Annotated in this window: 12 protein-coding genes and 6 tRNA genes; 14 read left to right on the forward strand and 4 right to left on the reverse strand. The window is 61.0% G+C overall.

The genetic code is table 11. From position 1 onward, the window contains the following. Positions 1-2 precede the first annotated feature (2 nt). Positions 3-572, forward strand: coding sequence for a DUF2946 family protein (locus tag MJ205_RS21740; protein WP_239810334.1), 570 nt, complete (start codon positions 3-5; stop codon positions 570-572). Positions 573-601: 29 nt separating this feature from the next. Here the strand turns inward: MJ205_RS21740 and MJ205_RS21745 are convergent, their stop codons facing one another. The 4 genes from MJ205_RS21745 to MJ205_RS21760 all read right to left on the reverse strand — a co-directional run bounded on the left by MJ205_RS21745 (position 602) and on the right by MJ205_RS21760 (position 7,680). Further along, entirely contained in the window at positions 602-1,501 is a 900-nt protein-coding gene (locus tag MJ205_RS21745; RefSeq protein WP_239810335.1) for a c-type cytochrome, read from the reverse strand. A gap of 193 nt (positions 1,502-1,694) precedes the next feature. Next, the gene (locus MJ205_RS21750) at positions 1,695-3,134 is read right to left on the reverse strand and encodes an efflux transporter outer membrane subunit (RefSeq protein ID WP_239810336.1); all 1,440 of its coding nucleotides are present in this window, start codon (positions 3,132-3,134) and stop codon (positions 1,695-1,697) included. Continuing rightward, the gene (locus MJ205_RS21755; protein ID WP_239810337.1) at positions 3,127-6,345 is read right to left on the reverse strand and encodes an efflux RND transporter permease subunit; all 3,219 of its coding nucleotides are present in this window, start codon (positions 6,343-6,345) and stop codon (positions 3,127-3,129) included. Before MJ205_RS21755 ends, MJ205_RS21750 begins: the two co-directional genes overlap by 8 nt. 15 nt (positions 6,346-6,360) lie before the next feature. After that, positions 6,361-7,680, reverse strand: a complete 1,320-nt coding sequence (locus MJ205_RS21760; protein WP_239812824.1) for an efflux RND transporter periplasmic adaptor subunit — start codon at positions 7,678-7,680, stop codon at positions 6,361-6,363. A 230-nt stretch (positions 7,681-7,910) separates the two neighbouring features. On the opposite strand from MJ205_RS21760, the gene MJ205_RS21765 reads away from it, so the two are divergent. The 13 genes from MJ205_RS21765 (at position 7,911) to rplJ (ending at position 14,081) form a co-directional block, all read left to right on the forward strand. Beyond that, the gene (locus tag MJ205_RS21765; RefSeq protein WP_239812825.1) at positions 7,911-8,546 is read left to right on the forward strand and encodes a TetR family transcriptional regulator; all 636 of its coding nucleotides are present in this window, start codon (positions 7,911-7,913) and stop codon (positions 8,544-8,546) included. A 125-nt stretch (positions 8,547-8,671) separates the two neighbouring features. Beyond that, positions 8,672-8,747 (forward strand) — tRNA-Arg (locus MJ205_RS21770). A gap of 373 nt (positions 8,748-9,120) precedes the next feature. After that, positions 9,121-9,197, forward strand: a tRNA-Arg gene (locus MJ205_RS21775). 153 nt (positions 9,198-9,350) lie between these two features. Continuing rightward, positions 9,351-9,436: transfer RNA gene (locus MJ205_RS21780), tRNA-Tyr, on the forward strand. Between the two features lie 53 nt (positions 9,437-9,489). Next, a tRNA-Gly gene (locus MJ205_RS21785) sits at positions 9,490-9,563 on the forward strand. 39 nt (positions 9,564-9,602) lie between these two features. Beyond that, a tRNA-Thr gene (locus MJ205_RS21790) sits at positions 9,603-9,677 on the forward strand. Between the two features lie 66 nt (positions 9,678-9,743). Then, entirely contained in the window at positions 9,744-10,934 is a 1,191-nt protein-coding gene (gene tuf, locus MJ205_RS21795) for an elongation factor Tu (protein WP_116926819.1), read from the forward strand. A 13-nt stretch (positions 10,935-10,947) separates the two neighbouring features. Then, positions 10,948-11,023 (forward strand) — tRNA-Trp (locus tag MJ205_RS21800). Between the two features lie 89 nt (positions 11,024-11,112). Next, complete coding sequence (gene secE, locus MJ205_RS21805) at positions 11,113-11,496, forward strand: preprotein translocase subunit SecE (protein ID WP_239810338.1); 384 nt, start codon at positions 11,113-11,115, stop codon at positions 11,494-11,496. After that, positions 11,496-12,089: a transcription termination/antitermination protein NusG gene (nusG, locus tag MJ205_RS21810; protein ID WP_021025390.1), complete on the forward strand. Its 594-nt coding sequence runs from the start codon at positions 11,496-11,498 to the stop codon at positions 12,087-12,089. Before secE ends, nusG begins: the two co-directional genes overlap by 1 nt. A 101-nt stretch (positions 12,090-12,190) precedes the next feature. After that, positions 12,191-12,622 carry a 50S ribosomal protein L11 gene (rplK, locus tag MJ205_RS21815; protein WP_021025389.1) on the forward strand — a complete coding sequence of 144 codons (432 nt, stop codon included), beginning with the start codon at positions 12,191-12,193 and terminating at the stop codon, positions 12,620-12,622. A 1-nt stretch (position 12,623) separates the two neighbouring features. Next, positions 12,624-13,319 (forward strand): 50S ribosomal protein L1, encoded by a 696-nt coding sequence (rplA, locus tag MJ205_RS21820; RefSeq protein ID WP_239810339.1) that lies wholly within the window; start codon positions 12,624-12,626, stop codon positions 13,317-13,319. Positions 13,320-13,562: 243 nt separating this feature from the next. Continuing rightward, entirely contained in the window at positions 13,563-14,081 is a 519-nt protein-coding gene (gene rplJ, locus MJ205_RS21825; protein ID WP_230773211.1) for a 50S ribosomal protein L10, read from the forward strand. Positions 14,082-14,086: the final 5 nt, after the last annotated feature.

A 14,086-nucleotide genomic window follows, 5' to 3' on the forward strand; every position in this document is an offset into this window, starting at 1 on the left:
GGATGGACGATATCGTGAAACAAGCCATGGCCAAATGGCCAAACGTGCCCGCCTGCTGGGGCTGGCTGGCGCTGGACGCGCGCGGCAACTGGTGGCTGCGTGATGCACAGGCGCAGGCCGCCGGGACGTTTACCAGCGGCCTGCCAGGCGCCAAGGGATCGCGGGTGGAGCATGACAAGCTCGCGCAGTTCATTGCGCGCAACTACCTGGCCGATGCCCAGGGCTGCTGGTATTTCCAGAATGGCCCGCAGCAGGTGTTTGTGGAGCTGGAGGCGACCCCCTGGGTCTGGCGCGCGCAGTGGCGCGACGAGACCCTGCATCTGCATGCCCATACCGGCGCGGTACTGGCCCCTGCGCAGGTGCAGGCGGTGCTGGCCGATGAACAAGGTGCCGTCTATCTGCACACCGGCCAGGGTCTGGGCATCGTGCATACACAGGATGTGTTGGATGTGTCGCAGGCGCTGGAGCAGGGCCTGCTGCCTGAGCCGACCGAGGTGGCCAGCGTGCTGCTGGAAAAGCGCTATGGCTTTGTGCGCTCACCGGCCGCGCAGAAGGCGGCGGGCCAGGCTTGATCGTTTAAGGTGCGCGGTGGGCTGCCCGCTTACTGCGCATGCTCCACCATGTACTGCACGGCGGCATGGATCTCTTCATCCGATGCGCTGGAGCCGCCGCGCGGGGGCATGGCGCCCTTGCCGCTGATGGCGATCTTCACCATGCTGTCGATGCCTTGGGCGATGTAAGGCGCCCAGGCGGCCTTGTCACCAAACTTGGGCGCGCCCGCCACACCAGCGGCATGGCAGACAAAGCAGGCCTTGTCATACAGCGCCTTGCCATTGACGGCTGCATTGGCGGTAGGGGCGGCTGCCGGTGCTGCGGCTGCAGCCGCTGCTGGCTCGGCAGGGGCCGCTGCAGCGGCGGCCGTAGCAGTTGCAGGGGCAGCAGCGGCGGGCGCTGCAGCAACCGGGGCAACTGGGGCAGCACTGCCTGCATCGGCGCTGGCAGCGGCAGGGCGCTGGGGCTCATCGAACTTGGCGCCTGCGGCATTGGCCATGTACACCACGCCACGGGCGATTTCGGTGTCTTCGAAGTCACCACCGCCTTGCGGGGCCATCGCGCCCTTGCCGGCAATGGCCGAATGCACCAGCGCTTCGAGGCCGGTCTTGATGCGCGGCGCCCAGGCAGCGGCATCTTCAAACTTGGGGGCACCGGCAGCGCCGGTGGCATGGCAGGCAGCGCATTGGGCCTGGTAGACCTCCTGGCCGGATTTGAGGGGGCGGTTGGCATCGCGTATTTCGACCGAGCCCACTTTCTGCAGCCGGCTTTCGATGGAGCCTGCGTTATCGGCGGCGCCGGGGCCGGATTTGTTGGCCGAGGTCACATAGGTCACGAGGCCAATGATGGCGAAGACCGGAATCACAAAAGCAAAGATCACCGTCCACAAAAATTGCTTGGGTGATTTGACGGGGCCTGTATGTGCTTCTTCTTGCTGGATGTCGCTCATGGCTTCCTCAAATTCTCTGGGGGCTTGTTGTTCATCGTGCAGAGGCCAAAATCATTATATCGACGGGTTTTTTGGCTGGGCCTCCGGGCTACTACCTGCAGGCAAACTGCCACACCTGGGGTGCCGGCGCATAAAAAAATGGCTTGCCAGGGGGCTGGCAAGCCATTGTGGGGCCGCAGTCGCGGGCAGGAACCTATGGTTTGCCAGCAGTGGGCGCCGCCTGAGCGACAGTGTCGCCCGGCGCGGGCTCGGTCCAGCCGCCGCCCAGGGCCTTGTACAGACCGACCTGGTTCTGCAGCTGGGTCAGGCGCACCTGCACCACGGCCTGCTCCAGCGTGAACAGCGAACGCTGCGCATCGAGCAGGTCCAGGTAACTGGCCACGCCGTTCTTGTAGCGCAGGTCCGACAGCTTCAGGCGTGCCGACTCGGCCTCGACCTGGGCCTGCTGCGATTGCAGCTGGTCGGCCAGGGTCTGGCGGCTGACCAGGGCATCCGATACCTCGCGGAACGCGGTCTGGATGGCCTTTTCATACTGCGCTGCAGCGATCTTGGTCTGCACTTCGGCCACTTCCAGGTTGGCCTGGTTGCGGCCGGCATTGAAGATCGGCAGGTACAGCGAAGGCGCAATCGTGAAACCCTTGGACTTGGAGTCGAACAGGTCGGACAGCTCGGAGCTGGCAAAGCCGGCGCTGGCGGTCAACGAGATGGCCGGGTAGAACAGCGCACGCGCCGCGCCGATGTTGGCGTTGGCGGCGATCATGGTCTGCTCGGCCTGGCGCAGGTCCGGGCGGCGCAGCATCAGGTCCGACGGCAGGCCTGCGGGGACATCGGCCATCACCGGCAGATCGCTCAGACGCTTGCCCTGCAGGCTGGTCAACAGCTCGGCAGGCGGCGTCTGGCCCAGCAGCAAGGTCAGGGCGTTGACATCCAGCGCGCGCTGGCGCAGTTGCTGGGCCAAGGTGGCCTTGGCGTTTTCCGTCAGCGACTGGGCCTGGCGGTAGTCCAGCTCCGAAGCCACACCGGCATCCAGGCGCAGCTTGGACAGCTTGATCGACTCCTCCCGCGTCTCCAGGGTACGGCGCGAGATGTCGATCAGCTCCTCGTCGGCCTGCAGGGTCAGCCAGGCATTGGCGACTGCCGCCACCAGGCTGATCTGGGCAGACTTGCGGCCTTCTTCGGTGGCCAGGTACTGGGCCAGCGCCTGCTCCTTGAGGCTGCTGATGCGGCCAAAGAAGTCAATCTCCCAGCTCTGGATACCGACGCCCACGCTGAAGGCATTGGCATAGCCGCCGGTGATCTGGCTGCGCTGGCGCGTGGCCGAGCCGGACACGCCCACTTCCGGAAAGCGCTGGGCGTCCTGGATCTGGTACAGCGCACGGGCCTGGGCGATGTTGAGCACCGCCACGCGCAGGTCACGGTTGTTGTCCAGCGCGGTCTGGATCAGCTGCTGCAGGCGCGTATCGGTGAAGAAGTTCTGCCAGGGAATATCGGCAGCGGCTTGCTGCGCCTGCTCGGTGGCCACCGGGTACTGCGCAGCCACCGGGGTGGCGGGCCTGTCCAGCGACGGAATCAGCGAGCAACCCGAGGCCAGCAGGGCCGCAGCCAGGACGGTTGGTATCAGTTTCTTATTCATGGTGGGTTCCTTTCCCCACATTGGCAGACAGAACAGCGTCGTGTCCGCGGTCAGGCGAATGCGGCGCGGGCGGGCTGCCTTGCGGTCCCTTGTCCTGCTCGCCCTTGCGGCCGAACAGGCGGAAGACCTCGACAAAGAACACCGGCACCAGGAACACGGCCAGGAAGGTGCCGATGATCATGCCCCAGAACACGCCGGTGCCGATCTCGTGCTGACTCACGGCGCTGGCGCCCGAGGCAATGTACAGCGGCACCACACCCAGGATGAAGGCCAGCGAGGTCATCAGGATCGGGCGGAAACGCAGGTGTCCGGCTTCGAGCGCCGCATCCAGCGCACTCATGCCCTGGTCGTGCAGGTCCTTGGCGAACTCCACAATCAAGATGGCGTTCTTCGCGGACAAGCCGATCACGGTGATCAGCGCCACCTGGAAGTAGATGTCATTGGGCATGCCGCGCAGGTGCATACCGGCCACCGCGCCCAACACACCCAGCGGCACCACCAGCAGCACGGCCAGCGGAATGCTCCAGCTCTCGTACAGCGCTGCCAGGCAGAGGAACACCGCCAGGATCGAGAACGCGTACAGGATCATCGCCGACGAGCCGGCTTTCTTTTCGTCCAGCGACTGGCCGGTCCACTCGTAGCCAAAGCCTTGTGGCAGCTCGGCTGATAGCTTCTCCATCTCTGCCATCGCGTCACCGGTGGTGTAGCCGGGCTTGGCCTGGCCGGTGATGCTCATCGACGGATAGCCGTTGTAGCGCGACATCTGCATCGGGCCGGTGATCCACTTGGCGGTCACCAAGGTGGACAGCTCGACCAGCTTGCCGTCTGCGTTGGGCACCGTCAGCTTCAGCACATCCTCGGGCTGCATGCGGGTGGCCGCGTCGGCCTGGATGGTGACGCGCTGCATGTAGCCGTTGTTCGGGAAGTCGGTCGAGTTGCTCGAGCCCAGTGCCGTCGACAAGGTCGTGGCAATGTCGCCCATGCTGACCTTCTGCGCATACACCGCATTGCGGTTGATATCGACCTGCCATTGCGGCGCGTCATCCACACCGTCAAAGCGCATGCCGGTCAGAATCGGGCTCTTGCTGGCCTTGGCGATCAGGTCATTGCGGGCCTTGAGCAGTTCGGCATGGCCGTGGTTGCCCCGGTCCTGCAGACGGAAGGTAAAGCCATCGCTGTTGCCCAGCTCGGAGATCGACGGAGGCACCAGGGTGTAGATGAAGCCGTCACGCAGGCTCATCATGGCGCCCATGGCGCGGCCGGCGAACGACGAGGCATCCGAGCCCGGCTTTGTGCGCTCGGACCAGTCCTTGAACACGGTGAAGGCCAGACCCATGTTCTGTGCCTGACCGGCAAAGCTGAAGCCCAGAATGCTCACGATGTTGGCCGTCTCAGGCTGCGCCAGCGCAAAGTCTTCGAGGTGCTTCATGGTTTCGCTGGTGCGCTCCTGGGTGGCACCCGGGGGCAGTTGCACCAAGGAGATCACATAGCCCTGGTCTTCCACCGGCAGGAAAGCCGTTGGCAGCGCCTTGAAGCCAAACACCACACCGACAATCACCGCTGCGTAGACCAGGAAGGCCATGAATGTGCGCTTGACGACGCCGACCAAGGTCTTCTGGTAGCCCTTGGTGGCCTTGCCGAACATGCGGTTGAACCAGTTGTAGAAGGGGCCCAGCAGGCCGGTCTTCTTGTCATGCGCATGGCCCTTGGGGATGGGCTTGAGCATCGTGGCGCACAGCGCTGGCGTCAACGTCAGCGCGAAGAAGCCCGAGAAGAAGATCGAGATCGCCATCACCAGTGAGAACTGGCGGTAGATGTTGCCGGTCGCGCCCGAGAACATCGCCAGCGGGATGAACACGGTCACCAGAATCACGGTGATACCGACCACGGCGCCCTGGATCTGGCCCATGGCCTTGATCGTGGCTTCCTTGGGCGATAAGCCCTCTTCGGACATGATCCGCTCGACGTTCTCCACCACCACGATCGCATCGTCCACGACGATACCGATCACCAGCACCATCGCGAACATCGACAGAATGTTGATCGTCAGCCCCACGCTGTACATCACTGCAAAGGCCCCGAGCAGCGCAATGGGCACGACGATGGTCGGGATCAGGGTGTAGCGGATGTTCTGCAGGAAGATCAGCATCACGATGAACACCAGCACGATGGCTTCGAGCAAGGTGTGCAGCACTTTTTCGATCGAGATCTTGACGAACTTCGAGGTGTCATAAGGCGCGGCCCACTTCACGCCCGCAGGCAGGAAGGGTTCGAGCTGGTCCATCTTGCTGTAGACCTCCTTGGCGGTCGCCATCGCGTTCGCGGTCGAGGTCAGCTGCACCGCCAGCGCCACGGCGGGCTTGCCGTCCAGGCGCGAGTTGGTGGCATAGCTCTCGGAGCCCAGTTCCACCCGGGCCACGTCCTTGAGGCGCACGGTCGAGCCATCCGAGTTGGAGCGCAGCACCACCTCGCCAAACTCTTCGGGCGTGGACAGCTGACCTGGCACGACGATGGTGGCATTCATCATGGTGCCCGGCAGGCTCGGCGTATCGCCCAGCGCGCCGCCGGAGATCTGCTGGTTCTGCGCGGCAATCGCCGCATTGATCTGCGCGATCGACATGTTGTAGCCCTGCAGCTTGGCAGGATCGACCCAGACGCGCATCGCGCGGCCCGCCGCAAACAGCTGGGCCTTGCCCACGCCGTTCAGGCGCTGGATTTCCGGCACCACGTTGCGGTTGACGTAATCGGAGATTTCGTCACGCGAGGTCTCTCCGGTGTCCGACTGGAAGGTCAGAATCATCAGGAAGTTGCTCATCGACTTGTCGACGCGCACCCCCAGCGATTGCACGATGCTGGGCAGACGCGGCGTGGCGCGTGCCAGCCGGTTTTGCACATCCACCTGGGCCAGGTCGGGGTTGGTGCCGGGCTCGAAAGTCACGGTCAACTCGCCGCTGCCCGTGGCAGAGGCGGACGACGACATGTACATCAGGCCTTCGGCACCGTTGATTTCCCGCTCGATCAGCTGCAGCACCGAATCGGTCAGCGTTTGCGCGGTTGCGCCAGGGTAGGTCGCCGTCACCGTGATCGTGGGCGGTGCCACGCTCGGGAACTGCGCCACCGGCAGTCGGGTAATGGACACGATACCTGCGAGGACCACGAAGATCGCGATCACCCAGGCAAAAATCGGTCTGTGAATAAAGAACTTTGACATTCCGCTGTGTCCTGTTTATTTGCTGGCGGCGGCGTTGCCTGCAGCGTCGGCCGCAGCGGCGGGCTTGTCCGCAGCCGGCGCTGCGGCCTGCGGCGCTGCCCCTGCCGCAGGGGCAGCTGGTGATGCCGCCTTGTCGCTCGGGTTCTTCCATGGCACCGGCGTGACGTGTGTCGCACCCATGCCCAGCTTGATGAAGCCATCGACCATGACCTGGTCACCTTCCTTGAGGCCTTCGCTCACCACCCAGTTCGTGCCCTTGGACTGGCTGATCTGCACGGGCCGCGGGCTGACCGAACCATCGGCGGCAACGACCATCACCGTGTTGCCCTTTTCATTGCGGGTCACCGCCTGCTGCGGAACCAGCACGGCGTTCTCCACCTGGGCTTCCTGGATATGCACGCGCACATACATGCCCGGCAGCAGCAGGTTCTCGGGGTTGGGCAGCTCGGCGCGCACGCTCACCTGGCCGGTCGCAGGGTCCACCGTCAGATCGGTGAACAGCAGCTTGCCGGGGTGGGGGTAGGGCTTGCCGTCGTCGGTGTAGACGATGACCTTGGCGGCGTTGTCACCGGCCTTGGCCAGCTTGCCGGACTTGAGCGCCTCGCGCATGCGCAGGATCTCCGACGAAGACTGCGTCACGTTCACATACAGGGGGTTGATCTGCTGGATCACCGCCAGCTCGGTCACGCCGCTTTGGCCGACCAGAGCGCCCTCGGTCACCAGCGAGCGGCCAATGCGGCCGGAGATCGGTGCTGTCACCGAGGCATAGCCCAGGTTGATGTTGGCATTGGTCACGCCTGCCTTGCCTGCGGCGACCTGGGCCTGGGCAGCCTTTTCGTTGGCCACGGCCACGTCGTATTCCTGCTTGCTGATCGCATTGGCTTCGACCAATGGCTTGTAGCGGCGTGCGGTGGATGCAGCCTGGGCCAGGGTCGCCTGGGCCTGGGCGAGAGTCGCCTGTGCGCTTTCCAGGTTGGCCCGGTAGGGCGCATTATCGATCTGGAACAGCACCTGGCCGGCCTTCACATCCGAGCCTTCGGTGAACAGGCGCTTTTGCAGGATACCTGCGACGCGGGCACCGACCTGGGCCACACGCACGGGCTCCAGGCGGCCGGGCAGATCGGAGACCACGGGAATGCTCTCCAGCTTCACCGTCAGCACGCTCACCTCGGGAGGCTTGGGCGCGCCCCCTTGCGGTGCTGCGTGTTCGTCTTTCTTGTTGCCGCAGGCAGTCAAGACCAGGGCGGCGACCAGCGTCAAGGCCAGCACGCCGGTCTTGCGGCGGGGGCTGGTAGCGGCTGGGCGGTTCCCGGTAGATTGGTTTGCTTCATACATCTGCTGCATGAAAGTCCCTTCGGTAGGTGAGAAATGGTAAAGATGGAGGCCCCAGGGGCCCTGCAGGGCTTGTCTCACATCCGGACGCGGATGATCCTCAATTCCCATGAAATTGCTGCGCGATTATACATACATGCGCAAATGTATAATTGTCGAAATTTGATAAATAACGCATGTCCTTTGGGTTGACAAACAGGGGGCATGTGCTTGCAAGAACGGAAAAACAAGCGATGGCCCGACGGACTAAAGCAGAGGCAGATGAAACCCGCATCAAGCTGCTGGATGCGGCAGAACAGGTGTTCTTCGAGAAGGGCGTGGCGCGCGCCTCGCTCAACGAAATCGCCCAGCGGGCGGGTGCGACGCGCGGGGCGGTGTACTGGCACTTCAAAGACAAGGTCGATGTTTTTACATCGATGCTCGATCGCATCTGCATGCCCTTTGAGGAAATTTGCGACGACAAATATGGCGAGCTGGCGCCACTTGATCGAATTCGTCGATCAATCTATGCAGTTTTTGACAGTATGGATGGGGACGAACGCCGCCGCAAGGTGTTTGACACGGCGCTGTTCAAGCTCGAATACGTGGGTGAGCTCGAGAGCGTGCGCGAAGGCCATGTCGAGAGCTTCGCGTGCTCGCAACGCAAATTTGCGGCCGATCTGGAGGAGGCTTCCCTCCAGGACCAGGTGCAGATGCAGATGACGCCGCAAGAGGCGGCGCTGGGCCTGCATTCCTTGTTTGTGGGCCTCATCCACGGCTGGGTGCTCAATGAAGGCAACTTTCCGCTGCGCAGCATGGGGGAGAAAGCCGTAGAGGCCTATCTGGCCGGCCTGGGCTTTGGCCCCAGCAAGCTGCCTGCAGGGAGCTGAGGCACAGGGGGTCTGCCGCCCTCATGATGCCGCCCTGGCCCTTGTGCGGCAACTGAGCGGCCAGGGCATCCAAGCCATGCCATAATCAGCGGGTTGATCTGCAGCGCCTTGCGTCTGCAGCTTGTGCGGCTGTAGCTCAGTGGATAGAGTATTGGCCTCCGAAGCCAAGGGTCGTGGGTTCGATCCCCGCCAGCCGCACCAACACCTCACACCTGCTCTGCAAGAGCGCCAACCACCCGCCTGACCAACGCAGTGCGGGTTTTTTGTTGTCCGTTGGGCGTCAGGTGTCAGGTGTCAGGTGTCAGGTGTCAGGTGTGAGCGCGGTGGGCTGGCAGCGGGTCTTCGCCTTGTAGCAGCTCCCCTGCTGGCCGGCCGCGCGGCCGTGTCTGCAGAGTACGTGCACTGCATGTGCGCGTAGCTCCCTGGCGGGTCAGCGGGCCGGTGCGATGCTGCCATCACAGGGGAGTGCGCGCCACAGCTACTGTGGTCGACGCTGGGTCTTCGGCATCATTTTTTGAAAAAACCTGGCCAATTCGTTCGAGGCACCCAAAAACAGCCTACAATACGCAGCTTAGCGGCTGTAGCTCAGCTGGATAGAGTACTTGGCTACGAACCAAGGGGTCGTGGGTTCGATTCCTGCCAGCCGCACCAGTTAAGAGCCTCGAGATTCAGGTCTCGGGGCTTTTTATATAGAGTGAAGCATTGTTTTCGGGTTTGTTCGGGTTGCGTCCCTTGAAGAAATTTGCGAGAAATCGGAAGTTTCTAAAAACAGCCAAAAATGATGCTACAATCTAGTTCTTCTTCGGAGGGGTGCCCGAGTGGCTAAAGGGGGCAGACTGTAAATCTGTTGGCTTACGCCTACACTGGTTCGAATCCAGTCCCCTCCACCAGAAATGGTTGAAGAAGAAAGCTTTGCAGCAATTGCGCTTATGGCGCGGTTGATGCGGGAGTAGTTCAATGGTAGAACCCTAGCCTTCCAAGCTAATGACGCGGGTTCGATTCCCGTCTCCCGCTCCAGTCTGCAGTAAAGCGATCCTGTTGCAATTTGAAAAAATTGCCCATGTGGCTCAGTGGTAGAGCACTCCCTTGGTAAGGGAGAGGTCGGCAGTTCGATCCTGCCCATGGGCACCATATTTAAGTGCGCACGGTTCTTGTTGCGCTATATCCCATTAGGTTTAGGTTTTTTCGGAGTCTAGAATGGCAAAAGGAAAATTCGAGCGCACCAAGCCGCACGTGAACGTGGGCACCATTGGTCACGTGGACCACGGCAAGACCACGCTGACGGCTGCTATCGCAACCGTGCTGTCTGCCAAGTTCGGCGGCGAAGCCAAGAAGTACGACGAAATCGACGCTGCTCCTGAAGAAAAGGCTCGCGGCATTACCATCAATACCGCACACGTTGAGTACGAAACGGCTAACCGCCACTACGCTCACGTGGACTGCCCTGGCCACGCCGACTATGTGAAGAACATGATCACCGGCGCTGCTCAGATGGACGGCGCTATCCTGGTTTGCTCGGCTGCTGACGGCCCCATGCCCCAGACCCGTGAACACATCCTGCTGGCTCGCCAGGTGGGCGTGCCTTACATCATCGTGTTCCTGAACAAGTGCGACATGGTTGATGATGAAGAGCTGCTGGAGCTGGTGGAAATGGAAGTCCGCGAACTGCTGGACAAGTACGATTTCCCAGGTGACGACACCCCAATCATCCGCGGCTCGGCTAAGCTGGCTCTGGAAGGCGACCAATCCGACAAGGGTGAGCCCGCAATCCTGCGTCTGGCTGAAGCTCTGGACACCTACATCCCAACGCCAGAGCGCGCTGTGGACGGTGCTTTCCTGATGCCCGTGGAAGACGTGTTCTCCATCTCCGGTCGTGGTACCGTGGTGACCGGCCGTATCGAGCGCGGTATCATCAAGGTCGGCGAAGAAATCGAAATCGTCGGTATCAAGGACACCGTCAAGACCACCGTTACCGGCGTGGAAATGTTCCGCAAGCTGCTGGACCAAGGTCAAGCTGGTGACAACGTTGGCCTGCTGCTGCGCGGCACCAAGCGTGAAGACGTGGAGCGTGGCCAAGTGCTGTGCAAGCCTAACTCGATCAAGCCACACACCCACTTCACCGCTGAAGTGTATGTGCTGAGCAAGGACGAAGGCGGCCGCCACACCCCATTCTTCAACAACTACCGTCCTCAGTTCTACTTCCGTACCACGGACGTGACCGGCGCCATCGAGCTGCCAGCTGACAAGGAAATGGTTATGCCTGGCGACAACGTGTCGATCACCGTCAAGCTGATCAACCCCATCGCTATGGAAGAAGGTCTGCGTTTCGCTATCCGCGAAGGCGGCCGTACCGTGGGCGCTGGCGTGGTTGCCAAGATCATTGCGTAAGTATTGATTTCGTAGGGGTATAGCTCAATTGGCAGAGCGTCGGTCTCCAAAACCGAAGGTTGTAGGTTCGATTCCTACTGCCCCTGCCACTGAATAAGTGGTCAACCAAGCCCGCCTGATTACAAGGCGGGCTTCGGCGTCTTGAGTGATGCCTATTTTCCATCTCTGAATTGTCGACATGGCTGCTACACAAGTTGAAACTGTTAGTTCTGGTGCGGACAAGCTCAAGCTGTTCGCTGTAGCTGCATTGGTCATCGCCGGTATCGCCGGCTTTTACCTGTTGGCCAAACAAGGTGCGGTTGCCCAGTGGGCCGTGCTGATTGTGGCCCTGATTGCGGCGGTCACCGTTTTTCTGGTGTCTGAACCAGGTAAGCAATTTGTTGGTTTTGCCAAGGACTCCTGGCGTGAAGTCAAGAAGGTTGTCTGGCCTTCGCGTAAAGAGACGCTGCAGATGACCGCTTACGTGTTTGCGTTTGTGGTCATCATGTCTTTGTTCTTGTGGATGACTGATAAAACGCTGGAATGGGTCTTGTACGACCTGGTTCTGGGCTGGAGGAAGTAATGTCGAACACGGACGAAACAACCAACACAGGCGCTGAGGCGCCTATGAGTGCTGCTAATCCTGATCTGCGCTGGTACATCGTGCATGCCTACTCGGGCATGGAGAAGGCCGTTGAGCGCAACATCCTGGAGCGCATTCACCGCTCGGACATGCAAAGCAAGTTCGGCCGCATTCTGGTGCCTACCGAGGAAGTGGTGGAAGTGCGCAATGGTCAGAAAAAGACCACCGAGCGCCGCCTGTTCCCGGGCTATGTGTTTGTCGAGATGGTCATGGACGACGACACCTGGCACCTGGTCAAGCACACCAGCAAGGTGACGGGCTTTGTCGGCGGCGCCAAGAACCGTCCGGCGCCGATCTCCGAAGCAGAAGTTCAGAAGATAGTTCTGCAGATGGAAGAGGGCTCGGACAAGCCACGCCACAAGATCGAATTCACCGTCGGCGAATTCATCCGCGTCAAGGAAGGTCCGTTCACGGACTTCAACGGATCGGTCGAAGAAGTAAACTACGAAAAGAGTCGACTTCGCGTTTCTGTTATGATCTTTGGCCGTTCAACTCCGGTTGAGCTGGAATTTGCGCAGGTCGAAAAAACCTGATTGATTTTCATGCACTTACGGACTCGGTGCCTAAACAGAGTCTTAACCCCGGGGAGCCCGCGCTATGCAGTGCGGGCGTTTTTACCCGTAAGGAGCTATAAATGGCAAAGAAAATTGTCGGCTTCATCAAGCTGCAAGTGCCAGCTGGTAAAGCCAATCCATCGCCACCCATTGGTCCAGCGCTGGGTCAACGTGGTCTTAACATCATGGAATTCTGCAAGGCGTTCAACGCCCAGACCCAAGGTGTTGAGCCAGGTCTGCCACTGCCTGTGGTGATCACCGCTTTCGCGGACAAGAGCTTCACGTTCGTCATCAAGACCCCACCCGCAACGGTGCTGATCAAGAAGGCGATCAAGCTGGACAAGGGTTCTTCGAACCCTCTGGCCACCAAGGTCGGCAAGATCACCCGCGCTCAGCTGGAAGAGATCGCCAAGACCAAGCTGAAGGACATGAACGCTGCTGACGTTGACGCCGCTGTGCGCACGCTGGCTGGTTCCGCCCGTTCGATGGGCGTTACGGTGGAGGGCCTCTAAGATGGCAAAGTTGACCAAGAAGCAAAAAGCCCTGCAAGGCAAGGTGGACACCACCAAGCTGTACGCATTCGCTGATGCAGTGGCGCTCGTGAAGGACGCCGCTACGGCCAAGTTTGATGAATCCATCGACGTGGCTATCCAGCTGGGCGTGGACGCCAAGAAGTCGGACCAAGTGGTTCGTGGCGCTGTCGTGCTGCCTAACGGCACCGGCAAGACCACCCGCGTGGCCGTGTTCGCACAAGGCGCCAAGGCTGAAGAAGCCAAGGCCGCTGGTGCCGATATCGTGGGTATGGACGAGCTGGCCGCGATGGTCAAGGCTGGTGACATGCCTTTCGACATCGTGATCGCTGCGCCTGACGCCATGCGTATCGTTGGTACCCTGGGTCAAATCCTGGGCCCACGCGGTCTGATGCCTAACCCCAAGGTGGGCACCGTGACTCCCGACGTCGCTACGGCTGTGAAGAACGCCAAGGCAGGTCAGGTGCAGTTCCGCGTTGACAAGGCTGGTATCGTTCACTCGACCATCGGCCGCCGTTCGTTCGAGAACGACAAGCTCCAGGGCAACCTGGCTGCGCTGATCGACGCTCTGAACAAGGCAAAGCCAGCTACCAGCAAGGGTCTGTACCTGCGCAAGGTGGCAGTGTCGTCGACGATGGGTATCGGCGTGCGCGTCGATGCACAGTCCATCGCAGCGTAATTGCTAAAAAAATCGTCAGACCGGTGCTTGCACCGGTCTGGTGTGGTGGGCTGGCGAGGGGTTTTGAGAAAAACGCCATGCCAGGCCATCCAAGACCGTTGGTGTGATTGGATCACTTAAATCTTTTTGCCAACGCAGATGGCGATCCCGCTGCAGATGGATGAATTTCCAAAACAGTTGGTCGCTGCAACAAGAGCGCGCATGAGGGGCTCGCCCCGATTTGCGCATTTGAAGGAGTAGACCTTGAGTCTGAATCGCAGTGAGAAAGAAGCGGTCATCAATGAAGTGACCAGCCTCGCCGCTAAAGCTCAAACGCTTGTGTTCGCGGAATACCGCGGCATCACGGTCGCTGACATGACGAAGCTGCGTGTGGAAGCACGCAAGCAAGGCGTGACGCTGAGTGTTCTGAAGAACACCCTGGCTCGTCGCGCTGTTGCTGGTAGCAGCTTTGAAGTGGTGGCTGACCAGATGACCGGCCCGCTGATCTACGGTTTCTCTGAAGATGCAATCGCCGCCGCCAAGGTGGTGGCCGATTTCGCGAAGACCAACGACAAGTTGGTGATTCGCGGTGGTGCATTCGAAGGAAAGGCGTTGGACGCTAACAGCGTTAAGCAACTGGCAAGCGTGCCTTCCAAGGAAGTGCTGCTGGCCCAATTGTGTGGCTTGCTCATGTCGCCAATCTCGCGTACGGCCGTTGTGCTGGGCGCACTGGCGGCCAAAAAGGGCGAAGGCGCAGAAGTCGCCGAAGCCGCTGCAGCTTAAGCGCG

The sequence above is a fragment of the Comamonas sp. B21-038 genome (genome assembly GCF_022387135.1).
Lineage (GTDB): Bacteria > Pseudomonadota > Gammaproteobacteria > Burkholderiales > Burkholderiaceae_C > Comamonas > Comamonas sediminis.

Coding starts and splice junctions, on each gene's coding strand:
- tuf (WP_116926819.1), top strand. CDS start 9,744: ATGGCAAAAGGAAAATTCGAGCGCACCAAGCCGCACGTGAACGTGGGC.
- MJ205_RS21755 (WP_239810337.1), bottom strand. CDS start 6,345: ATGTCAAAGTTCTTTATTCACAGACCGATTTTTGCCTGGGTGATCGCG.
- MJ205_RS21760 (WP_239812824.1), bottom strand. CDS start 7,680: ATGTATGAAGCAAACCAATCTACCGGGAACCGCCCAGCCGCTACCAGC.
- rplK (WP_021025389.1), top strand. CDS start 12,191: ATGGCAAAGAAAATTGTCGGCTTCATCAAGCTGCAAGTGCCAGCTGGT.
- secE (WP_239810338.1), top strand. CDS start 11,113: ATGGCTGCTACACAAGTTGAAACTGTTAGTTCTGGTGCGGACAAGCTC.
- nusG (WP_021025390.1), top strand. CDS start 11,496: ATGTCGAACACGGACGAAACAACCAACACAGGCGCTGAGGCGCCTATG.
- rplA (WP_239810339.1), top strand. CDS start 12,624: ATGGCAAAGTTGACCAAGAAGCAAAAAGCCCTGCAAGGCAAGGTGGAC.
- MJ205_RS21745 (WP_239810335.1), bottom strand. CDS start 1,501: ATGAGCGACATCCAGCAAGAAGAAGCACATACAGGCCCCGTCAAATCA.
- MJ205_RS21740 (WP_239810334.1), top strand. CDS start 3: ATGGACGATATCGTGAAACAAGCCATGGCCAAATGGCCAAACGTGCCC.
- MJ205_RS21765 (WP_239812825.1), top strand. CDS start 7,911: ATGGCCCGACGGACTAAAGCAGAGGCAGATGAAACCCGCATCAAGCTG.
- MJ205_RS21750 (WP_239810336.1), bottom strand. CDS start 3,134: ATGAATAAGAAACTGATACCAACCGTCCTGGCTGCGGCCCTGCTGGCC.